We start from the raw sequence: 21,709 nt of genomic DNA, 5'->3' as shown, positions 1-21,709 counted from the left end.
TCTACCTCGTCGGTTCAACAAAGAAATTAGTTTCCTGAAATTATATCACTAATATTATTCCTGAGATCTGGGAGCTTCGCTTTAATAATATCCCAAACAATATCATAGTCTATTCCAAAATAATCATGAAGAACCGGGTCATTAATTACGTCTTCCTTGCTTTTTCCAGTCGTAGCGTCAAGAACAAAGGTGGCCTCTTCTAGAATATGTCTTAACAATTCAACATTAGAAGGGAACATTTTCAGCTTGTCTTAAAATATGTGGGCCAATATATTTACTAAGAGATTGTGGAGTGACGACTTCAACCTTTCTTCCTAGAAGATCTTCCAGGAAGAATGACAAATCCATAAAATTATCGTAACTCTTCTGTTGTGGGTCAAATTCTACCAGTAGGTCAACGTCACTATTAGCATGCAATTTGCCAGTAATAAATGATCCAAAAACACTTAAGTTTAAAACACCAAAGGACCTTAGTTTTTGTCCATTAGCTTTAAGTAGTGCTAATAACGATTGTTTTGTTTGAACTGCGGAGTGCATATCCAAATATAATCAAAATCCCAGCACAAATAAAACCCAAGGCTCGGAACTTCGCGCAAAGCGTTGGAAAGAAACAATTAATGAATTCTATCAGCTATTACACGCGTATTCCTTATCAAAGGCAGTCACAAAGATGACTTCAAAGTCTTTATTTTATATTCTCATACCGTTTCATTGCCTCTACGTAGTAATAATCTGCATAGGTAAGCGGCGCATCTACTTCAGTATTCTGAGGGATATGCCCAACACTGTGCTGCAGCATAAAACCACCATTTGTACCTGGCAGTGATTGATAAGGAGCTGCCGAAAGGCTTTTAATCATTTTTTCGCCTGTTTTAAAATACAGACTTCCTGCTTTTTCATCTGCATAAGTACAGAGCTCCATAAAAGCCGCTGCCATTATAGAACCCGCAGATGCATCACGCAGCGCGTTCGGAATATTTGGTGCATTAAAATCCCAATAAGGAATTTTGTCCTTCGGCAAATTAGGGTGGTTTAGAAGGAACGAAGCAATATGATTTGCCTGGTCCAGGTATTTTTTATCTCTTGTTTCACGGTACATTACAGTATAACCATATAATCCCCATGCTTGTCCGCGAGCCCATGCAGATTCATCTGCATAACCTTGTGCGGTCTGTTTTTTTTGTACCTCCCCAGTTTCCTGGTTGTAATTAATAACATGATAAGAACTATAATCCGCTCTAAAGTGGTTCTTCATAGTCGTATTTGCATGCGTTACCGCAATCTTGTAATAGCTCGAATCGCCGGTCTTGCGTGTAGCCCAAAATAGCAGCTCCAGGTTCATCATGTTATCAATAATCACCAGGTATTCTTTTTTTTTGCCATCCCACGATTTGATACAGCCAACTTTTGGATCAAATCTGCTTGCCAATGATTTTGCACTGTTAATCAGAATTTGTTTATATTCTGGTTTAGGATCAATCTTTAAAGCATTTCCAAAACTGCAATACATCATAAAGCCCAGATCATGTGTTGTTTTATTATACTGTTCTTTTTCCAGCACCTTTAAAATCCTGTTTGCTTCCGTAAGCAATGCGGGATCTTTAGTTTCTTCATACAAATAAAGCAAAGTCCCAGGATAAAAACCACTACACCACCAGCCAGAATTACTATTGTCTGACTTTCCGGTTTTTGAATCAAAACTCTTAGGAAACTGATCGGGACCTAACTGTTTCATCATCACTTTATACTGTGCGTCACCCGCATGAAAACTTTGATCAATTGTTTTTGACAATTGCCGGTTGGTTTTATACCGCTGTGCATTTACCGAAATACAGAACAGAATCAGTCCTATTACGCTTAGTAGCTTGTTTCTTCTCATCATTTTTCCTTTTATGGTCTTCTTTCTTGATAATTGCTGATCAATGGTCAATACTGTGGTCAATTGGAATTGCTGTTCCATTCCATATTTTACGTTGTGTCCAATCCGCGTCGGGACCTTTCCAGAAATCATCTGCAGCATTTAATCCCAATATTAAAAATCCTTGTGAACAGAGGTATAAACTGCCGGTAGAAATGTAGGTTTCACCAATAGACGGCTGGTGACCATAAAAGCCGATTTGCAGCCAGCCTTTTTCATCGAACGTGCCGGGAGCTTCAATCTGTTTTTTGATCACAGTGTACAGTGCCGCACGGACCTGCTGTGATTTAACTTCGGCTGGTAAAGATTTCAAAAGTGCGATTTGTGCCAGTGATTGAAAAGCACCAAAACGATAAGCGAGCGAACGTCCAATCGCTGGGAAGGTTCCCTCCGGGGAGATTAGCCTTTCCTGAATAGCCGCATATCGCTGAGCGCGTTTTAGAACCTCTTTATAAATTCCTTTCTCATTTCCCGTCGTCTGCAGTATTTCTACCAACATAGGCTGGATTACAAAACTGTTGTAATAATCATAATGAAAATTCTCTCCATCACCATAAATACCATCACCTTTATACCATTTCATATGCTGCCTCACGGCATAATCTATACGCATCTGATCTGCGGCACCGTCAAATTTTAACAGCGCTGCTTCTACCATTGCACTAAACAATAACCAGTTGCTTTCGTAAGGCCGTATTACCCGAGTCGATTTCAATGCAGTGATCACATTTTGCTGAGTTACCTTATCCAGTTTTCCCCATAATTGTGTGGGTGCCCTAAGCAGTGCCTGCGATAAAAAGGCGGCATCCACCAACGGCTGTCCGCCTTTAGTAAAGTTCATATAATCCGCTGCCGCAGGATTTGTCGCATTATGGAGCCCTGTTAATGCAAGGTCCAAATACTTTTTACGAAGCTTTCCCTCTGCCGTATCATCTGCCCCCAGCTCTAGCCAGGGAGCCATACCGGCCAGCAATCTGCCAAAAGCTTCCAGATAGGTAACTTGTTTCCTCCCCTCCAATGTACCCGGGGCACACTCAACGGGCATTGTTTTCTTAAGTTCGTTTTTACTTAACGCTACCAATACAGGATCGGCAATTTTACAGAGTGTTTTTATAAGGTAAGCTCGTTGTACAACACCTGTTTTATTAGTATCTATGCTAATTGTACTGCTAAAGGAATTGATCTGAAAACCAAGTACCATCAAGAGTGTCAAGAACAGTTTCATCGTAATTAATTTAATACTACGCATATTAGCTAATTAATTTTATTTTGTCTGTATAGTAGCGTAGCTAACTGTGGTGAGCTGCTTCCTTAATAGTCGGTGGAAGAGCTGTAACAGAAACATTATCACTAAAGAAATGTAGTTGAATAAATGCAGTACTTTTCGACATAAATTGCCTGTTCAAAACTATCCGGACCCATCAACTTAACAACATGACCAACCACGATTTTATAACCCTGTCTGTTCAAGACAAAGAAATGGACGCCTATATCGCTTTGCCTGACGGCGAAGGCATGTTTCCTGCGATTATTGTTTTACAAGAAGCTTTCGGCGTCAATCAGCATATAAGAAATGTTGCTGAGCGATTTTGTAGAGAGGGCTATGTGGTCATTGCTCCAGATCTGTTTTATCGTACAGCAAAGCGTCTGGAAGTCAGCTATACAGATTTCGCTTCGGTTAAGCCGCACTTCGCCGCGATAACAAACGAAGGATTGGAAGCCGATCTAAAGGCTTGCTACGACTGGCTGCAACAACAGCAAAATATTGACCATGAGAAAACCGGCAGCGTGGGCTATTGTCTCGGCGGACGAGTTTCTTTTTTAGCCAATACTGTTTTGCCCTTAGCAGCAGGGGTTTCCTATTACGGTGGTGGAGTTGATGCCCTTGCAGACAGGGCCGTAAACTTGAATTCACCGCATTTGTTCTTCTGGGGCGGGAAGGATACTCATATTCAGCAGGAAAACATTGATGGAATCATAAATGCAGTAAAAGCGGCAGGAAAAGAATACATCAGTACAGTGATATCTTACGCGGATCATGGATTCAACTGCGATGAAAGAAGCAGCTATCATCCGCTGGCAGCGAAAGAAGCATGGGCTACAACGCTGCAGTTCTTTGAAAACAGATTGAAATCTTAAAAAAACCCATCAGATGAAATACAGGAAACTTGGAAACAACGAACAACTATCAGCCATCGGTCTCGGCTGTATGAGTATGAGCCATGCCTATGGTGTACCCGACGATACAGAATCAATTGCAACCCTGCATACAGCGTTAGACTTAGGTATCAACTTTTGGGATACTGCAGACGCTTATGGCAGTGGCAAGAATGAAGAGCTCCTTTCGAAAGTATTAACCACTAACCGGGAGAAGATCTTTATCGCTACCAAGTTTGGTTTTACCCAGGATGCAACAGGCAAGATGACTTTCGACGGCTCTCCAGCTTACATTAAAAAAGCAGTTGAAGCAAGTTTGAAAAGGCTGAACATTGATACCATTGATCTCTACTACGCGCACCGTATCGACCCTAACATACCCGTAGAAGAAATGGTTGGCGCAATGGCAGAGTTGGTTCAGGAAGGCAAAGTCCGCTATCTTGGCTTATCAGAGGCATCAGTAAGTTCTATTAGAAAGGCACATGCTGTACATCCCATTGCTGCGGTTCAAAGCGAATATTCGTTATTAACCAGAGAGGTAGAGCAAAACGTTCTTCCTGCCTGTAAAGAACTCGGTATTGCCTTTGTCCCATTTAGTCCGCTTGCACGCGGGTTAATGACAAATACCTTAAACATCAGTGAGCTGGGTGATAATGACTTCCGTAGAAAGCTGCCGCGATACCAACAGGAATATCAGGATAACAACTAAAGGCTGTCTGGTGGCTTTGCAGAACTGGCGACACAGATCAGTTGCACGCCGGCACAGCTCGCTTTAGCCTGGATACTTGCTCAGGGCGATCATATCATTCCTATTCCCGGCACTAAAAAGCGAAAAAATCTTACCGACAACGCAGACAGCGTGGACGTTTCTTTGTCGGCGCAACACCTGCGACAGATCGAAGAATTAATTGCCAAATATCCCAATACCGGAGACCGGTACGATGAAGCTAGTAAGCAACTGGTCGATAAGGGCATTTAATACTTTCTGAATAGTAGATATAAACCCGTTATCTTTGTGCTGATCTCATCTCTGGCGGAAAACAACGCATTTTCCGCCATAAACAATTAAAAGATGTTAAGGCACTTAGGCGCAAAAAGAACTCCTAATCATAACTTGAAGTTGGCCACCCTTTTGGGGCTGACGGCGGGTTTTGTGAATGCCGAAGGATTCTTAGGCTTTTCTATACTTACAACCAATGTAACCGGACATGCCGCCCTTCTTGCCGAAAGGCTAGCTTTCCAGGATTGGAGGACAGTGGCGGTAATCTCGCTCTGGATGTTTCTCTTTTTAGCCGGCGCCTTCTTTACCAGCCTCGTCCTTTCCTTCACCGGTGAAAACCAGCGATTTTCTTACTTTATCCCAGTGATTATTGAGATACTGATCTTGCTCATATCAGCCCTATACGGACATCAATACAATGGTACGTTGGTCGCTAAAGAGTTTTTTGCCGGTAGCCTGCTTTTCGCCATGGGCCTGCAAAATGCGCTGGTTTCGATGGTATCCGGCTCAGTGGTGCGAACCACACACTTAACCGGAACCTTTACTGATCTAGGGATTGACCTCGCGCAGATGGCACACGGTGATAAAGCCAGGCGGCCTGACCTATGGTCCAAGATCAGGCTGCGGCTGTATATCATTTTCTTCTTCATGACCGGGGCGCTTTCGGGTGCCTACCTGTTTCAGCGTTTTGGTTTCTCGTCTTTCTTCGCACCGGTACTGATCTTGGTTTTTGCATTGGTGTATGACCTGCTTAGAATTAAGGCCATAAAATATTATCGTACAGGTGTTAATGCGGTTAAACGCAGAATCATCCATACGGAGTGATTTCGATAATGTTCTGTTATTTTGTTCCGATTAGGAATCCTTACATCGGAAGGTCAACCCTTACCCCGTTTTTCCAGTAGCATGGTCTGTAATCGATAGGAACGTATCCAACTGAGCCGGTTACATAAACATCATCCCCATCAATAAAAATCCCAGAAGCCTGGGCATTGTCCTGGAGTTCGTGAAGCACTTTATTCTTCCAATAAGCTGCCGTATGCCCTGTGCTATTGGAATTGATTTTATTAACTAATCCCACTGCATAAATATCCGAACCTGATTTAGTGATTTGCCAAACTTCGCCAAAACGTTCATCCAGTACAACAGGATCGGTATTTTTCCAATACATAGGAATACCGCAAAGTCCTCCAACATAAAATTCATTAGGACTATTTGAATACATCGTGCTTACCCCCCAGAAAAGAGTGCTTTGTACAGGAAGCGCTAATTTGATCAAAGGAGAACGACCATCCCATATAAAAGCCGTTTTAGGGTGATAGGATATGCCACCCGTTATATCAGGTGACATCTCTCCCAAAGTACCAGCAAAAGTAGGCTTGTCATCATTAAAAGCAACGGTTGTCAGGGCTCCAATGTTGTCATTCTCCAGTCGCACCATCAAATTGTCTTTGTAGTAAAACATCCGGCCTTCTCCAGCACCAAAACCCTGATCGAAGCGGTAGGTTTGAATTTTTCCTTCCCGGTCTTTATACGTATATCCGGTTCTATATTTCTCATCCACAGCTTGGCGGTAACCCAATTGATTACCTACAAGTTCAGTAAATCTAGATTGCCCGGCACTTTCGCCATTGATCCAATATTTTGTACTTAACCGACCTTTCACTGAATAATAACCGCTGACAAGAACATTCCCATTAATGACCAAAATGGACTGTCCACCGGCTAAGGGGAGATCGGTGTTCTTAGGATTACCCTTTTTCGTAGGGTAATCTTTTTTACAACTGGCTAAGAGTCCGCTAAGGACTAGTAAAGTAAAAACCGTATTTAGCGTTAATGTGAACGCGGTAGTAGTTCTGAACTGATTCATAAGAGGCAATTTAATTGAAGACTATAGACGTAGTATCTTGGTTAATAACTATATAACGGTAATATAGTAAGAAACGCTACAGTACTTAATTAAATGAGTGAGTAGCGTAATACGTTTTAAGGCCAATAACCCTTATTTACCTCAAAATCTTGACATTTTAAGGTTTCCTTATAATAGCAAGCGGAATTTAATGCATACACTTGTTATTGACATTAAAATTGTAATTTTTTAATGTTAATGAATTTACTGACATTTGGAAATGTCTTATCCTATAAATCCAGACAGAAATCTTCCTTGGAATGGTCTACCCGAATTACCGGTGGATAAAGCTATCTATGAAGATATCGAATTATATACGCAATTGGGAAATTCAAAGGCGGCTCTAGCCCGATTACAAGGCCGGAGCATCGCCATTCCGAATAAAGGGTTGTTGATCAATTCGATCAGCTTACAAGAAGCTAAGGCCTCAAGCGCAATAGAGAACATTTTCACCACTGATGATGAATTATACCAAGCTTACAGTGAAGAGCAGCTGAAACAGTTAAGCGGACCAGCAAAGGAAATATTATTCTACCGGGAAGCGTTGTGGGGAGGTTATGAGTACTTGAAAAGCAATGAGTGTTTTGATGAAAATTATTTCATCAAAATGTACAGAACGATAAGCCAATTTAGCGATGGCATCAGAACGCCGATTGCACAGGTCGTTATTAAAGAAGGAGGCACAGGGCCAAATTCTGGCAAGGTCTCTTATACCCCACCCAGAGGTAAAGGAATTCTTGAAATTAAATTGAGAAACCTAATCGACTTTATCAACGACGACAAAACGGAGCCCGTGGACCCATTGATTAAAATGGCTATCGCACATTTCCAGTTCGAAGCGATACACCCATTTCGTGACGCCAATGGACGAACCGGAAGGATCTTTAATATCCATTACCTGACAAAAAAAGGACTATTGGACTATCCAATATTATTTCTTAGCAGGTATATCATGGATAACAAAGAGGATTATTATTCAAGCCTGGCGGGTATTACTCAAAGAGGCAGTTGGAAGACTTGGCTATTGTACATGCTTAAGGCTGTCGAAGTAACCTCAAACATCACTTATGACAAGATAAACGACATCATAGCTGCAAAGGATGCTATATTAAATGCCATAGTCGAAGACACAGATATCGCTAGACCAGAGTCTCTGGTAAACGCCATTTTTACCCAACCATATACGCGTGTAAAACATCTGGTTGGTACCAAAACCTATGCAGAAAATACCGCCAGGAAATACCTGGACCAATTAGCAGACATGGGTGTACTTGAAAAAAGAGTAATAGGAAAAGGTAATTACTACCTAAACATGGAATTATTCAGGATACTATCTGAATAGCACCAAGCCTAGTTTAGTACATCAACCTTTGTCTCAATCACATCTTGAATCGACTGTGGTAAATTCGATAGCAAATTGTATCCCGTCACCTTTTCGATATCTCTCACAGTCACCCTGTATTTCTTCCAGTCTTTATCGGTTGCGTTAATATTCAATGTATTGACGGCAATTACTCTTGTGGTAGAACTTACTCTGCTAAGATCCGTATTTCCGGTCGGGATGATTACCGCTACTTTCCAAACATTTGATGGAACTGCGATCTTTCCTTCTGCAATTGTAGTGGCAGGGCCGTTGTTTCCTACTCCTCCTAGTCCATAACTACCCATGATAATATACACCTCGTTACCCTCGGTTACTTTTAAACGTAAATAGGATTCTAATTGTTCCCATGCACCCTGGTTATTTTGTGGCGCTTGGGGTATCATATTGGTCATTAAGAAGGTAGCACTATTGGCGTTCGCTGAACTGGTACGATCTCCTGAGGGAGCATTATGTCCCCTATCGAACCCTGAGTTCTGATAACTGGTGCTCTGAGCAACATATGCGCCCTGGGGCAGCCCCGAAAAGCCTGCAAAATTGTTTAGTCGTTCTGTAGCGCCTGAAAAGGTGCTTGCATCCAAATGCCAGCTGACCCAGTTAGGTGTACTGCGACTAGTGCTGTAAGATTCCACATAATAGCTTTGATCTAACAAATAGTTATCGGGGGTGAGTAAGGTGGCATTAGAAGGATTACCAAACAAAGAATTGCTATTGTCTCCCATAACAGGCTGAGCATCTGGCCCGGTTGTAATACCTCTCGGAGTTGTGGGAATTCCGGTAGTTGGCGTAGGATCTCCAGGATCAGTATCAGGTGTGCCGACTGTAATTCCCGGATCACCGGTACCTTTAAAAGTGATATCATCAATGTTAACCCTGGTTGTTCCAACCTTCTTGATCTGAAACCTCACTTTAGAGCTCGCCGTAACTTGAAATGAATCCAATTTCAACGCTGTATTATTTTCGACAATATCAGCGCCAACCTGAGTGAAAGTGACTCCCCCATCTGTCGACATCAGTAATTGCCAATTGAAGTTCGCGTCATTACCAAATTTCCCATGTTTAATGTACAAAGTTTTTAAACCAGCGATATCAAAGTTCATGGTCAATTTACCGGATCTAAGTCTCACGCTCTTTGCACCATTCTTTAAGTCAGTAGCTAAATTTCCGATTACCGCATCATCAAGATTCCAACTTCCGGTTGTCATACTGATATTTAATGGCGCATAGGCTTGCTTACCTGCATTATTCTCAAAATCTTCAACGATTGTATAAGTAGCTACTGGAACAACTGGCTCGAATTCCGGCGCTTGATCTTTCTTTTTTGAACAACCGGAAATTACCAGAACCAGGCTGCAATAGAGTAATAGTTTATTCATTAGTATATAATTTCAATAGGTATACAAAAATGAAGATTCTATATTAAATCAGTGTTAAGTATTGCAGAAAAATGCCGTTTACTCCTTGTAGGAGTTGCTTTTCTAAATATGATGACTAGTCGTCTAATTATTTGATTTCGCTTTCTTACAATTCCTGGCGATAGCCGCATTATATCTTTGTTCCACACCCCAAAGCCAGCAGCAAAGCATCAGCATATGGCGAGATAGCGAAGCGGGCTTAAAAATTAAACACGTCAAAACTTAAAAAACGATTATGGAAACTCTTATTCAAATTGAAGAACTAACAATGTTTCTTGGTTGCCTCTATTTATTCTCACGTTTAGATCTGAAATGGTGGTGGTTCCCCGCACTGGTTTTAGTGCCTGATCTTGCCATGGGGGGTTATCTCGTTAACCCGACAGTTGGCGCCGTGCTTTATAACATCGTGCACTTTAAAGGGACGGCAGTGGCTATCGGGCTTTATGGACTTGCAAAAGGAAACAAAACGCTAATGCTGGTTGGAATCATGTTACTCGCGCATTCAACTATGGACAGAGCCATCGGTACAGGGCTGAAATATTTTGATGGATTCTGGCATACCAGTTTAAGCAACAACAAATTCTGGTAACTATTTTCATTACAACGCATTTGCGGTATGTGTATACCACAAATGCTATTGGTCGTGACAGAGTTAAGCATCAAATTACCAGATTTTCCTGTGAAATCAGAAAGTCACACCCTTGTAAATCGAGAAACCTCTCCTCATCGGGCCTGATCAATTGCAGGTAGCGCTCCGAATGAAAGACTTTTCCAATGGAGTCCAAATCGTCAAACCAAAGTTCGGTAACACCATCATACTTGTCAGGCGGAAGCCCTGGTATATTGATTTGCAGCGAATGGCATTGTACATAGCTGCGTACATTTTCTTTGACTTCTTTTAATGAAGCGAACAATGGCGCATGAATGTTCTTGTGGTAGGACACAAATTCATCGTGTGTGGTTCCAGACCGTCTTTTGAGTAGAATAATAAACTTGATCATTTTCTTTTTTTATAAATCAAAGTTCCCTGATCGCAAGATCTCTAATCGTTGACTTCGGTTAAGAAATAATTTAAATTATCATCATTCAATTCCACTGCATGCAATTTTTGAGCGAAGCATGAAAATCATTTCCTTAAACTAATGACGGATCACTAGAGAATAACTTGCTTTTATGGAAAAGAATTCTAAACTTTGGATTAACTCAAAAAGACGCTCTATATGTTTCAAGACCCATTTTCATTTGAAGGCCGGATTCGCAGAAGCGAATACGGGCAAAGCATTATAATATATGCTATTGTCTATTTTATGATTACCGCAGCAAGGGGCCGTCAAGAGCCCGGGGAATTCGATATTATTAACTTAGCCTTCATTCCTGCTTGGTGGTTTCTTTGGGCTCAGGGCGCTAAAAGATGTCATGATTTGGATAACAGTGGTTGGTGGCAACTAATTCCGTTTTATGGAATATGGATGCTGTTTAAAGATGGTGAGCAAGGTACTAATGAATATGGTGATAATCCTAAAGGGCTGGACGATCCAATAGAACCTTTTACCCCACAGCTCTGACGTAGATCAGTCATTAAATAGCGATACATGGGACTCAAAGTAATACTAACAACTACAGCTCCAAATACAGATAAGGTTAAAGAAGAACAAAATGAACTGGTATTATCCTATCTGACCTTAAGAAACCTGATTGGGTTCGGCGGGATGTTATTGCCTATTGTACTTGCTATTCTACCTTCAAGACCGTCTAAATATTACGGCTTGGAAGCATCTATTAGTGATTATTATTTTACGGATCGCGGTGATATATTAGTGGTCATGCTCTGTGTTATAGGCACTTTCCTGATCACTTATTACGGCTACAGTTTTAAAGAATGGCTACTGACATTCGTTGCAGGCATCTCAGGCATCGGTGTCGCATTTGTACCAACGAAAATGGGATGTGACAAATGCGATTTCAGTTTGCACACCAATAATGGCGGGGTGTTCAAAACTCTTGCTGGAACAGGATGGCATTTTGCATTTGCAGCAACATTCCTTTTTTGTCTGGCCATTATGTCCCTCATGTTTTTTACCAAAGGCCGCCCGGGAGATCATACATTCAAATCCAATGGATCACTTACTCAAAAAACGATACGTAACCGGGTATTTAGAATATGCGGATGGACCATAATAGCCTCACTGTCTATTTTAGGAATATACTTCATTGCTAAATCGTATACGAATCTAAATGTAGACCCATTTCCTATAGTGTATGTTTTCGAAACTATTGCAGTGGAAGCCTTCGGTTTTTCCTGGCTAGTAAAAGGACAAACCTTATGGCCAGATGGGGAGCATTACCTGCTTAGAGGCTTTAAACAATTAAAATCCAAAATAGATGCAATGTGACGAGCCATCTTGCAACAGTCACTACCTTCCCTGGATCTCTTCATAGGTCGGGCCATACATACCTGGAACCTTATTCCCGGTGCTACGCCAATAGACAACCATTTCACCGCGGTGGTGATAAAGGTGATTAAATAAAAAGCTACGGATTGCAACTGCTTTAGGAAGTGGTCCAAACATAACTTGTCCGCCCACTGACAGGTTCCACTGGTCATTCAAACTTTCTTCGGTTACTGCGCTCAACGCAGTTCTCGCTTTCTCAACATTAGTCTCAAAAAGTTTAAGGGTTGCTTTAAGATCATTAGGGTCATTCAGTTCCATATTGTCTGCTGACGGGTCATAATTATCTAATGTACACGCGCCTTCATACCTGTAATATATCGTGGCAATATGTTGTGCCAGTTCGGCCATGGACCAGGAAATCTCTGACGGCTTGTACCCCAGGTCTTTTTCAGGGAACGCTTGTAACATTTTGCGGCTGCCGGTGACTTCATGTTCAAATTCTTGAGTCAGGAGTTGCAATATCATAGCTTGTTAGGTTTATATATTAAAATAGTGTCCAAACGTTTTAAATTTACAGTCAATTACTAAGTAAGTTTAAATCCGGGATGCATTTGCTGATTTTTAGAATAGAATCCTCTGTGTACAAGAATTAGGTTTTGTTGTTGGTGGTTCATCGAAGGGTTTATCAATCAGTTAATCTATCATGATGTTCTGATGCCTGTTTAAGACAATTGTATTTTAGCTCTTGCATGTTTTTCTAATTGCTATATTTTATCTTCCTTTCTGTAGATTCTAATTCTTCTTGCGAGTAAACCGCATGCTTTAAAATTGCCTGTTTAATAGACATAGAGTCCAAAGCATGATTTTTTGCGAGTGATTTTAAGGTGTCCATATCAAGTATAAACAAATGCAACTTACCATCAGAAGTAGTAAATTGACTCCCAAAAGAACCCATGCTAAAATTTTCTCGAGTAGAAAATGCTTTTACGAAAAAATCAAATCGAATTTGCGTACTATCTGAACCACGGGGTTTGAACGCCTGGTAGAGGACGTCATTCGTTAATGGCAAGTTTCTTGGCTGGTATGTAGTGATGTTATGTCCGGTTTCATTAATTAAAATATAATGCCGGCCACCTGGATCACACGCCGTAAAAGTTAAAAAAAAGAAAAGAAGTAAATAATTAAATTTCATTGCTTAGTTGATAAATTTAAAAGGTTGCAGACTAAAGTTAATTAATTTATAATTATCAAAGGTTTCAACCTGAATATTAAAGTAAGACAATTTAATGGTTTTCTAAAAGTGAAAATCAAAGTCGAAAGCGCCCACGAATTACTTTGGACAGTCTAGCTGCATTTTCTTTGAAGACGAGTCAAACAACTATCTTTGTTGCCTGTAACACCTTATGAGTATTAAGATATGGAACTTAACGACGATGTCTATGAGCAAATAGTAACTCTTGCAGAGGCCGGTGATGAGTTTGCGGAAAACGAGATCTTCGGATCAGCGATCAGCAAATATCAGCTTGCTTTGGAACTCCTTCCTGAACCTAAAACGGATTGGGAAGCGGCTACCTGGCTCTACGTTGCCTTAGGAGATGCACACTTCAGTCAAAAGGAGTTTGAAGCAGCATTAGACGCCTATCAGCAAGCTTTACAGTCTCCTGATGGGACCGGCAATCCTTACATCTGGTTCTGTCTGGGTGAAGTGTTCTATGTCCAGAATAACCTCGAGAAAGCAAAAACGCATTTCATGAGTGCCTACTTATTGGATGGTGAAGAAATATTTAAACATACGGACCCAGCCTACCGGGCATTAATTAGCGACGAAATCAGTCAATAACCTCAATGTCCATCTGTAAAATCGTGGTACCAGCAAAGGTGTAAACATGCTTCGTTGGACCATCAAACAGAACGTTTCCTTCAAGGTCTTTTACCAGCTGATTGACCATAACTTCCACCCTCCCATCCTGGCGCTCATTCACAGATATTGGTTCAACGTTCGGATTGATTTCACTCCATTGTCTTAACCAGTACTCACGTACTGCATCATAGCCTTCAACATATCCTCCCTCAAAAGCCTTTGGCCAAAGTACATTGGCATCCATAACAGAGAAGACTTTATTTATGTCTCTCTCATTAAATCCCTCGTAAGCGGTTTTGATCATTGGCGAGTACTGTGATTCCATAAAGTAAATATAAGAACCTAAGTCCTGGATTTGTTATGACATGAATATTTTTGCGGCACTTTACCTTCGTTTAGAATAAGAACATATTGTTAAATAGAAAATTAAAGCTTAGCCCATGAAGAAAACGGTTATCTTTAGGGCGCTATTAACCAATATAAAATAAATGCTCATCGTTGCAAAACATCTCAAGACACTCCTTTTATGCTATCTGTTCCTCTTTGCAAACGTTTCCCTCGCTCAAACTACCAGGATTAAATCCCTCGAAACCCAGCTAAAACAACAGATACCTGATACCACGCGGCTACGTCTCCTCGGGGAGATCAGTGCAGCCTATACCTCCGTAGACCCGGTTATTAAATTTAAGTATGCAACCAAATCAAAAGTTCTTGCCATAAAATTACACGACAACGAAGCACTCGCAGACGCACTTGTCGCTATCGGCGTGTCCTATGGGATCCGTGGCCTGGGCGACAGTGCAATTCTAAACATGAAGCTGGGTTATAACGTTGCTAAAAAGATAAATTATCTAGAAGGAATGGGACGAGCCCTTAACAATATAGGATTCGCGTACGACAAAATGGACGATTCCAGGGAATCTATTAAATATCATTTCGAGGCACTCGCAATCTTTAAGAAACTAAATTTTGTAAAAGGTATTAATCAAAGTAGCATTAACATTGGTGCCATCTACTATGACCTTAAACAATATAAGCTCGCCAAAAGCTATTATGAGCAATGCTACAAAAGCTATATGGCCAGCAAGGATACCTCTGGCATAGGTTATTCTCTCTTAATCTTAGGGAATTGCTACACGCAGTTAGGAGATTTTACAAAGGCGGAAAATTATTATACCCGTAGTTTGGCAATCAAGCAACTACAGGGCGACAGCAATGGCGTCGCATTGGTTCATAAAGGCTTAGGGCTTTTAAATACCTCCAAAAAGGAATATCCGCAGGCTTTGCTGCACCTGAAAAAAGCTTACAATATGGTTTCGGCCATTCAAGATAAATATGAACAGGCTGCGGTTTTGTTAGACCTCACAGACCTGTACTTGGCAACTGGAGATACCCGCAACGCAGAAAAAAGCGCTTTACAAGCGCTTGCAGATTGTCGCGAGATAAAAGCGGAATTAGGTGTTTCGGAATCCATGGAAAAACTGGTTAGGGTTTACCAACTGAAAAATGATATACCCCGCGCCTTTCGTTACCAATCTGCTTATATCGCTACGAAAGACAGTGTCCTTGCCAGAAAGGCCTTGAAAGACATCACCATGGTGGAGTATGGGCGGGTCAGGTCTGAAAACCTGGATTTGACGAAAGACATTGAAAGTAAGGGTAGACAAAATATTGGCAATGCCGCAACAATTAAACGTTATGGCTATCTGATTGTCCTGTGCCTGATCATCATGATCGGCGCTGGATTGCTGATCCTCCTGCAGTATCGTCGCAACAGGGAAAAACACCTCGCTAATCAAAGACTGCTACAGCAAGCAGAAGAAATCGCAGTGATCAATCAGGAATTGGCACAACTCAATGAAATTAAGACGAAGTTCTTAGCGATCATTTCCCACGACCTAAGAGGGCCATTGGCCAATTTACAAACCATGTTTGAGATCTATCGGGAAGGTTATTTAGATGAGCAGGAAATGTCTAAACTCATGACGAGCCTGGAGGATAATGTGATAGCGACCAGCGACTTCCTCGATACGCTATTGGAATGGGCGAAAAGTCAGCTCGAAGGGCTGGTGATCAATACAGTTAGTTTTGATGTGAATACTTATTTTGAAGAGAATATTCGTTTATGGAGCGGGCGTATTGAACACAAGAAATTGAATGTAAAAAATAACGCGCAACCGCAAACGCTTGTGCTGGCAGATCCGGATATGATCAATATGGTTATCCGTAACTTATTAGCCAACAGTGTAAAGTTTTGTAATCCCGGCGACGAGATTACCTTGAATGCGCAAAGAACCCATGACAAGACGCTGATCAGCATCAGTGATACCGGGCCTGGAATTAGTTTGGAACAACAGGCAAAATTATTCAACCTGACGCAGACCATGAGTGAAGGCAGTCAGGGCGAAAAGGGTAATCACCTCGGACTGATTCTCTGCCGCGATACCGTGCTGCAGAATAAGGGTCGGATGTGGTTTGAGAGTACTCCTAACGAGCGCACTACCTTTTGGGTAGAACTACCGGCAGGTTAAAAATATAAAAGAAAAAATACGTCAAAGAACGTTTTTGCCCGCTTCACAGCAGGCATTAAACACACCACCCCTGTTTAGCCTACTACAATTTCACCCAAATAAGCACTCGTGCTTACTTTGTCGCCCGCTGCACTTGCATACTGCATCCAGCAATGCACGGTATCGCCTGAAAACTCAGGCGGCAGTTTCAACTCTGCCTGCTCCGCTTCGCGTTCTGCCACACCTACGAAGGTGACGAACTTCTCCTTGGCAGGATTGTTTAACACAAATGTGGCCTTATCGTTACCTTGATTGTAGATCGAAGCGTTCAAATTTTGCCACTTGATCTGCAACAGGGAATCAATAAGCGAAAGGATCTCAAATACAAAAGAAACCAATAGCTCTCCCCTGCTCAACACTACTTTTTTATAATCAATGCTCACTTCGTTTCCGTCAACGATCAACGCTTCTTTAGAAATCAAGGCGAATATTTCATTGAGTGGAGTCTTACTTCCAGAAAGCACCTTGAAACCAATGGCAATCAGTGACTTGAGTGGCCTGAGCCAGCGGCTGATCATGGCCATCACGTTTCGTTGCCTGATCTGTTTTTCCGAAGGATTATCAACCCGGAAGTCTGGAACACTGCGCATGTAATCCACTCCGGCCCTGGTAACGCCTACCACACTTCCGACTTTACCAGAAAAGGCGCCGTTTACTCCATTTTTATACTTTCCCATTATAGTCAGTTTTAAATTGTTCAATTTGAGCCGCATCCAACTGGATGTCGGTATAGATCCCCAACAGGAACTGCGCATTTTCATTTTTGATGTCCAACGCCGGTACGTCGCCGTCCCAGGTATAGTACTCCAACTCGGTTTGTAGGAACACATCATCCAGGCCGAGGATCTGCTGATGGGCAAGGTTCCAGATGACCATACCGTAGCATTCGATCAACCAGCCCAGTGTATTTAGGATTTCTCCATAATTTTGGTACCTCATTTCTCCGATCACATACATCCAGGTGGAACGCGACTGTTCGGAAATCTCCTCATCGTCGGCTATTTCTGCCCGGTCCAGACCGTTGTTTTTAATGTAAATCCCGATGTGCTGCTCGATCTTACGGATCATATTCACCAGGTAAACCACCGGCTTATCCTGAACGAGCGCTAACAGCGCCAGATCGGCCGACCAGTCCAACACCGCTTCGTCGTTGAATTCGCCGATATGTTCAGCCGGGATAAGACCTTTCAGAAAGGAGAGTTCGTTTTCGTGGGCAAGTAAAAAGCAATGCTCCATCATGGAGCGAATGACAAGGTTCAGCACGCTAACGGCCGATGCCTCTATAATTTTTTCAATTGTCATAACCAGTTCGCGTATTTATTAATTGTTCTTTTGTGCCTGAGCCGGCGGTAAACCCCCTGCCCTTCCCGGCTCCCTTCCACATTCGTGTTCCCCTCTATCGTGAGTACGAAATCACCCTGGGTGTTTTCAACAAATCCGCAATGGGCGATTCTTTTCAAATCGCTGAAGTAGATTCCGAACACCATCCCGGCAGCCGGTTCTTTTACCACATGATCAGCAGGGAACAGTGCTGGTGACCATGCCGTTTTAGGCTTTGGATAACCCGCTTTTTTGAACACCCAGCTCACATAAGCGGCACACCATGGATTCCCTTTAGGAAAGCCGACGTATTTAAGATACGCTTCTACCTTGACCCCGTCGTTCTTCCCTGTTAGCTCCCTGACGCCCAGTTGAGAGCGGGAAACGTTCATCAGCTCATCTACAGGATTGCGCTGAGGGACCCCACTCCTGCCAATAGCAGTAAAGCAAAGGATGCCCAATAGAAGCCTAGCTGCTGCCATAGTTCCAGTGAATTAAATTGTACGATCAGGTTCCCTACCGTAGGTAAGCCCATAACAACGGCGAAGCGTTTTAGCATCCAGTAGCTGATGCCGGTAACAGCTACAAAACAGATCAGGCTAAGCAAAACCAGCAGCCAGATACTTTGATCGATCACAGCCACGGAAACATCTCCGGATTGGATGACCCGCTGGAGCGTTATCCAGGAAAGAATCCCGATAATACCGACCAGATATTTTTCCATGCCCCTCCAGGAGAAGCCCTCATTGGAAGTTATTAATTTTAAGATTTTCATTTTATTTAGTTTAAAAGATGAGAGAACAAGCATGGCAGTTATGCTATTCATCTGCCATGCTTGCTTAAAGAGCAGCGCTATTGAAGTGCTGCGTTAAAGACTATAGCGCCATTGCACCAGAGTGCTGACTTGTGCTACACTCTTTGCCGTCAAGGCTTGTCACCACCAGATAACAGTGCAGAGCGGATCCGGCAAACTCAGCCGGAAGAGACATGGTATAGCCCAGCGCAGACCTTGGAACCACCTTAAGCACCTGGGCAAACTTGAACGTGAGTTCATGGTAGACCAAGATGGTGATCTGGTCTGTTGGCTTTCCATATTCCATGGCAACATTTTCATTCCAGGTAAAGATCAGCTCGTCGGATCCACCGGTGATGGTGATGCCTGGCAGGTCTTCCAAATCACCAACGCTAACGATGATTTTGTTAAAGTTGAGGATGAGGTTTGGTGCAACCCCAGATACTGCAGCCTTCAAGTGGTAAGAGGTAGCCGCGTTCATCGGCGTAATCCCTTTGTTGAACTTTTGGTAACCGATGTTGATCAACCCTTTGATGTTTGAGAACCAGGCCATGATCAGGGCAAACTTGAGTCTCACATTCAGCTGTGCTGGTGTCGGTTCGCTGTTACTCACGTCAGGTAAACTTTTCATGTAGTTAATACCTTTCCAAATTGAACCGATTACGGTTCCTACTTTTCCTCTGAAATAGCCGAGGATGCCTTTTTTGTACTTTCCCATATTTTGTTTTTTTTAATGGGTGAATGGCGACCGTAACCTTGTTATGCTGTGGTTAACGACGATATGTATCAGCTTTCCTTTAACCTCTCACGAAGTATTTATATTTTCCTGCGCCGTCAATCATGAGATTGATGCTTTCTCTTAATTCTTCGCCTGTACCTTCCCAGGAAAACAGGGTGTTCAATTGCTCCTTAAAACCAAGGTTTTGGAACCACAGATCCAGGGCAACGATTCCTCTTTTAACGGTGCAGTTGAGCACCCATTGTAAACCTAGCCAGTTGGTTAGTTCGTAAGCACAATCCTGCTTCCCCTGATGGTCAATCGCATGGCTTAAATGTTTCATGTTACCCATGAAGCGCAGGGAGTTTGAGAGCCTGCTAATGCGTACGCAGTCGCGTTGATTCTTAAAAGTCAACATTCCCTCATTTCCTGGCATGTGACGTAAAGTTAAGAGAAGACTAATTTCCATAAATTTAATTGCTTAGTGTGATACAAGGGTATGGCGATTAAGCGGATAAAACTAATCTTGAACGAAAATGTCTGCGAATGTCGGTGAGATCTGCAGATCGCCGACATTTTAGCGCCTAAGCTTCCTGCGATTTTTCGATAAATGCCAGAATACTGGATTCGAGATACCAGGGACTTCTGCCTATTTTTCTTGAGATCAGCTGACCTTCCCGGACATATCGGAGCAGCTGCCGGTCGGTACGCATGAGCATATGCATGGTATTCCGTTGATCGATCCAGCGTTCGGTATGTCCAGGTGCTGTGACTGGCATCAGCTGCAATTTTTGCTGAAGAACAAGTTCGGTCAATAAAAAAATGATTTTCTCTAAAAGTTGTTTCATAATATCTGGTTAGTTAGAAAGTGATTGTGGATTATAAAGATATCTTACCAGTTTTGCAAAACACTTCACACAAGTGCATTATCCTTACCAATGCACTGAAAAAGCCTACGAATGCCGGAAATATTTTATTTATTTATTAACATAACGAGTGAACCATCATATAAAATGATTTATCTATTAGAAAAAAGGTATTATTGAAAGTTAACAGTACGCGTATCAACTAACCAAATAACTTAACCTTGACAACTCATCCCCCCGATGACATCGACTCTCAAAAGCTTTTTATCACGCCTGGTATTATCTTTATTTCTGGGCCACTTTTTCGCAAGTGCTGGTCAGTCCTACACCCTGATGGAACTCATCAATGCGAAACATTATGTTGCCGCATTATTGACGGGTACGCTATGCAGCTTACTGATCTCTTACCTCATCACTTTCCTGACGACTTTCCTTAACAAGAGGTTTCCCTGGAATAGCTTCCGGATACTACGACCCGGCATACAGCTGATCACTGGAATTGCTTTTCCCTTTCTGATCATTTTTTTGCTAATGATGCTTTATTTCGCACACGATGGATTCTGGATTTTGGATACCGGTTGGCCTGAGCATTGTGCCGGATATGTTGTCTTGGTTTTATGTTTAGCCAATCTTGGGAGCGAGATGTTAGCGACTAAGGTGGTACCGGTAGCTCCGTTGATGACAGACCTTCCGTTCATTACCGCATTGGCGGAGACGCATGTAACAGTGGTATGCAATCCTGTGAGGTTTAAGGGCCGGTTATTTACTGAAATCGTTCACGTTTATGCAGTTAACAGAGTGAATTTTGCAATGTTCGCAGATGGTGATGAGCACCGCCTCCCCTATACAATTTCGAAGGCGATGACCCTGCTCTCCCCCGAAACACATCTAAGACTTAGCCGCTGTGATATCGTTATGCTATCGCAAATCGAGAAAGCACGTTACATGAAGAACGAAAAAGTTCGGATCCGGATTTATTTAAAGGGGATTAAAAGTGGAGTTATTGTTACCAGTGAAAATTATACGACTAAAGCACTGAAGGAGATATTGAGGCCATACCTGGCAGTAGGTGATGGAAAGTAGACGATTTTTCCTTCCTGCGTCGTAACGAATGGTCCGGCATTTAAACCGTCAAACACACCTGAGATTACACAACTAGGGAACTCCTAGGTATATCAGTGCGAACTCATTGGGTAAAGGGGGGGCTTTTCGCAACGAATCCCCTTTGAGTGCGCCGTTAGTCCCCTAGTTGTGCAAAGCGCGGTGTAGAGGCTCGTCTCAAAAAGTAAGCTTTTAAAAAAAATGTTTCTAGACGACTAAATGGCTTTTTTAGCATAGTCCATACATACATAGAACATTTACATTGTCACCAACCGATACATTTTTGAAAATTATTTAAAATTCCGTA

26 protein-coding genes and 1 pseudogene are annotated in these 21,709 nt (G+C 42.2%); 10 read left to right on the top strand and 17 right to left on the bottom strand.

The annotated features are described in order from the left end of the window. Positions 1-26: 26 nt before the first annotated feature. From WKF66_RS13730 to WKF66_RS13715, 4 genes are all read right to left on the bottom strand, one after another. Positions 27-239, bottom strand: coding sequence for a HepT-like ribonuclease domain-containing protein (locus tag WKF66_RS13730; RefSeq protein ID WP_489675037.1), 213 nt, complete (start codon positions 237-239; stop codon positions 27-29). Further along, positions 226-537 (bottom strand): nucleotidyltransferase family protein, encoded by a 312-nt coding sequence (locus WKF66_RS13725; RefSeq protein WP_489675036.1) that lies wholly within the window; start codon positions 535-537, stop codon positions 226-228. Before WKF66_RS13725 ends, WKF66_RS13730 begins: the two co-directional genes overlap by 14 nt. A gap of 148 nt (positions 538-685) precedes the next feature. Further along, positions 686-1,882: a glycoside hydrolase family 88 protein gene (locus tag WKF66_RS13720; protein ID WP_489675557.1), complete on the bottom strand. Its 1,197-nt coding sequence runs from the start codon at positions 1,880-1,882 to the stop codon at positions 686-688. 37 nt (positions 1,883-1,919) lie between these two features. Next, positions 1,920-3,143: a DUF2264 domain-containing protein gene (locus WKF66_RS13715; RefSeq protein ID WP_489675035.1), complete on the bottom strand. Its 1,224-nt coding sequence runs from the start codon at positions 3,141-3,143 to the stop codon at positions 1,920-1,922. Between the two features lie 209 nt (positions 3,144-3,352). Here WKF66_RS13715 and WKF66_RS13710 point away from each other — a divergent pair, with 209 nt between their 5' ends. From WKF66_RS13710 to WKF66_RS13700, 3 genes and pseudogenes are all read left to right on the top strand, one after another. Next, on the top strand, positions 3,353-4,057 hold the full coding sequence (locus tag WKF66_RS13710; protein ID WP_489675034.1) for a dienelactone hydrolase family protein: 705 nt from the start codon (positions 3,353-3,355) through the stop codon (positions 4,055-4,057). Positions 4,058-4,070: 13 nt separating this feature from the next. Then, positions 4,071-5,054 (top strand): annotated as a pseudogene (locus WKF66_RS13705) (aldo/keto reductase). A 93-nt stretch (positions 5,055-5,147) separates the two neighbouring features. Then, complete coding sequence (locus WKF66_RS13700) at positions 5,148-5,900, top strand: YoaK family protein (protein WP_489675033.1); 753 nt, start codon at positions 5,148-5,150, stop codon at positions 5,898-5,900. A 40-nt stretch (positions 5,901-5,940) separates the two neighbouring features. Here the strand turns inward: WKF66_RS13700 and WKF66_RS13695 are convergent, their stop codons facing one another. Further along, entirely contained in the window at positions 5,941-6,945 is a 1,005-nt protein-coding gene (locus WKF66_RS13695) for a hypothetical protein (RefSeq protein WP_489675032.1), read from the bottom strand. A 259-nt stretch (positions 6,946-7,204) separates the two neighbouring features. Between WKF66_RS13695 and WKF66_RS13690 the strand changes: the two genes are divergently transcribed. Then, the gene (locus WKF66_RS13690) at positions 7,205-8,326 is read left to right on the top strand and encodes a Fic family protein (protein ID WP_489675031.1); all 1,122 of its coding nucleotides are present in this window, start codon (positions 7,205-7,207) and stop codon (positions 8,324-8,326) included. Between the two features lie 8 nt (positions 8,327-8,334). Here the strand turns inward: WKF66_RS13690 and WKF66_RS13685 are convergent, their stop codons facing one another. Beyond that, positions 8,335-9,741, bottom strand: a complete 1,407-nt coding sequence (locus tag WKF66_RS13685; RefSeq protein WP_489675030.1) for a DNA/RNA non-specific endonuclease — start codon at positions 9,739-9,741, stop codon at positions 8,335-8,337. Positions 9,742-10,015: 274 nt separating this feature from the next. On the opposite strand from WKF66_RS13685, the gene WKF66_RS13680 reads away from it, so the two are divergent. Further along, positions 10,016-10,369: a DUF4260 domain-containing protein gene (locus tag WKF66_RS13680; protein ID WP_489675029.1), complete on the top strand. Its 354-nt coding sequence runs from the start codon at positions 10,016-10,018 to the stop codon at positions 10,367-10,369. Positions 10,370-10,439: 70 nt separating this feature from the next. On the opposite strand, the gene WKF66_RS13675 is transcribed toward WKF66_RS13680, so the two are convergent. After that, on the bottom strand, positions 10,440-10,781 hold the full coding sequence (locus WKF66_RS13675) for an EthD domain-containing protein (protein WP_489675028.1): 342 nt from the start codon (positions 10,779-10,781) through the stop codon (positions 10,440-10,442). Positions 10,782-11,000: 219 nt separating this feature from the next. Here WKF66_RS13675 and WKF66_RS13670 point away from each other — a divergent pair, with 219 nt between their 5' ends. Beyond that, positions 11,001-11,345 carry a DUF805 domain-containing protein gene (locus WKF66_RS13670; protein WP_489675027.1) on the top strand — a complete coding sequence of 115 codons (345 nt, stop codon included), beginning with the start codon at positions 11,001-11,003 and terminating at the stop codon, positions 11,343-11,345. 27 nt (positions 11,346-11,372) lie between these two features. After that, positions 11,373-12,173 (top strand): hypothetical protein, encoded by an 801-nt coding sequence (locus tag WKF66_RS13665; protein ID WP_489675026.1) that lies wholly within the window; start codon positions 11,373-11,375, stop codon positions 12,171-12,173. 21 nt (positions 12,174-12,194) lie between these two features. Here WKF66_RS13665 and WKF66_RS13660 read toward each other — a convergent pair whose 3' ends face one another. Further along, entirely contained in the window at positions 12,195-12,698 is a 504-nt protein-coding gene (locus WKF66_RS13660) for a DinB family protein (RefSeq protein WP_489675025.1), read from the bottom strand. Positions 12,699-12,930: 232 nt separating this feature from the next. Next, positions 12,931-13,365 carry a hypothetical protein gene (locus WKF66_RS13655; RefSeq protein ID WP_489675024.1) on the bottom strand — a complete coding sequence of 145 codons (435 nt, stop codon included), beginning with the start codon at positions 13,363-13,365 and terminating at the stop codon, positions 12,931-12,933. 225 nt (positions 13,366-13,590) lie between these two features. Here WKF66_RS13655 and WKF66_RS13650 point away from each other — a divergent pair, with 225 nt between their 5' ends. Next, the gene (locus tag WKF66_RS13650) at positions 13,591-14,013 is read left to right on the top strand and encodes a tetratricopeptide repeat protein (protein WP_489675023.1); all 423 of its coding nucleotides are present in this window, start codon (positions 13,591-13,593) and stop codon (positions 14,011-14,013) included. Here WKF66_RS13650 and WKF66_RS13645 read toward each other — a convergent pair. After that, positions 14,003-14,359 carry a nuclear transport factor 2-like protein gene (locus tag WKF66_RS13645; RefSeq protein WP_489675022.1) on the bottom strand — a complete coding sequence of 119 codons (357 nt, stop codon included), beginning with the start codon at positions 14,357-14,359 and terminating at the stop codon, positions 14,003-14,005. The genes WKF66_RS13650 and WKF66_RS13645 overlap by 11 nt on opposite strands. A 163-nt stretch (positions 14,360-14,522) precedes the next feature. Between WKF66_RS13645 and WKF66_RS13640 the strand changes: the two genes are divergently transcribed. Beyond that, the gene (locus WKF66_RS13640) at positions 14,523-16,565 is read left to right on the top strand and encodes a tetratricopeptide repeat-containing sensor histidine kinase (protein ID WP_489675021.1); all 2,043 of its coding nucleotides are present in this window, start codon (positions 14,523-14,525) and stop codon (positions 16,563-16,565) included. A 74-nt stretch (positions 16,566-16,639) separates the two neighbouring features. Here the strand turns inward: WKF66_RS13640 and WKF66_RS13635 are convergent, their stop codons facing one another. From WKF66_RS13635 to WKF66_RS13605, 7 genes are all read right to left on the bottom strand, one after another. After that, positions 16,640-17,281, bottom strand: a complete 642-nt coding sequence (locus WKF66_RS13635; protein ID WP_489675020.1) for a DUF6266 family protein — start codon at positions 17,279-17,281, stop codon at positions 16,640-16,642. Beyond that, on the bottom strand, positions 17,268-17,843 hold the full coding sequence (locus WKF66_RS13630) for a hypothetical protein (RefSeq protein WP_489675019.1): 576 nt from the start codon (positions 17,841-17,843) through the stop codon (positions 17,268-17,270). The genes WKF66_RS13635 and WKF66_RS13630 overlap by 14 nt, the downstream gene beginning before the upstream one ends. Before the next feature lie 59 nt (positions 17,844-17,902). Continuing rightward, complete coding sequence (locus tag WKF66_RS13625; protein ID WP_489675018.1) at positions 17,903-18,406, bottom strand: C40 family peptidase; 504 nt, start codon at positions 18,404-18,406, stop codon at positions 17,903-17,905. Then, positions 18,325-18,699 carry a hypothetical protein gene (locus WKF66_RS13620; RefSeq protein ID WP_489675017.1) on the bottom strand — a complete coding sequence of 125 codons (375 nt, stop codon included), beginning with the start codon at positions 18,697-18,699 and terminating at the stop codon, positions 18,325-18,327. The genes WKF66_RS13625 and WKF66_RS13620 overlap by 82 nt, the downstream gene beginning before the upstream one ends. A gap of 100 nt (positions 18,700-18,799) precedes the next feature. Then, positions 18,800-19,435: a DUF6266 family protein gene (locus tag WKF66_RS13615; RefSeq protein ID WP_489675016.1), complete on the bottom strand. Its 636-nt coding sequence runs from the start codon at positions 19,433-19,435 to the stop codon at positions 18,800-18,802. A 79-nt stretch (positions 19,436-19,514) separates the two neighbouring features. Continuing rightward, positions 19,515-19,904 (bottom strand): hypothetical protein, encoded by a 390-nt coding sequence (locus WKF66_RS13610; RefSeq protein ID WP_489675015.1) that lies wholly within the window; start codon positions 19,902-19,904, stop codon positions 19,515-19,517. Positions 19,905-20,019: 115 nt separating this feature from the next. Beyond that, positions 20,020-20,283: a hypothetical protein gene (locus WKF66_RS13605; RefSeq protein WP_489675014.1), complete on the bottom strand. Its 264-nt coding sequence runs from the start codon at positions 20,281-20,283 to the stop codon at positions 20,020-20,022. Between the two features lie 258 nt (positions 20,284-20,541). Here WKF66_RS13605 and WKF66_RS13600 point away from each other — a divergent pair, with 258 nt between their 5' ends. Further along, a complete protein-coding gene (locus tag WKF66_RS13600) occupies positions 20,542-21,384 on the top strand; it encodes a hypothetical protein (protein ID WP_489675013.1) in 843 nt (280 codons plus the stop codon). The last annotated feature ends 325 nt before the right edge of the window (positions 21,385-21,709 follow it).

Origin of the sequence: Pedobacter sp. (assembly GCF_037719805.1) — a bacterium.
GTDB lineage: Bacteria > Bacteroidota > Bacteroidia > Sphingobacteriales > Sphingobacteriaceae > Pedobacter.
The sequence above is the reverse complement of the archived record's forward strand: the minus strand, read 5'-3'. Positions and strand labels throughout refer to the sequence as shown.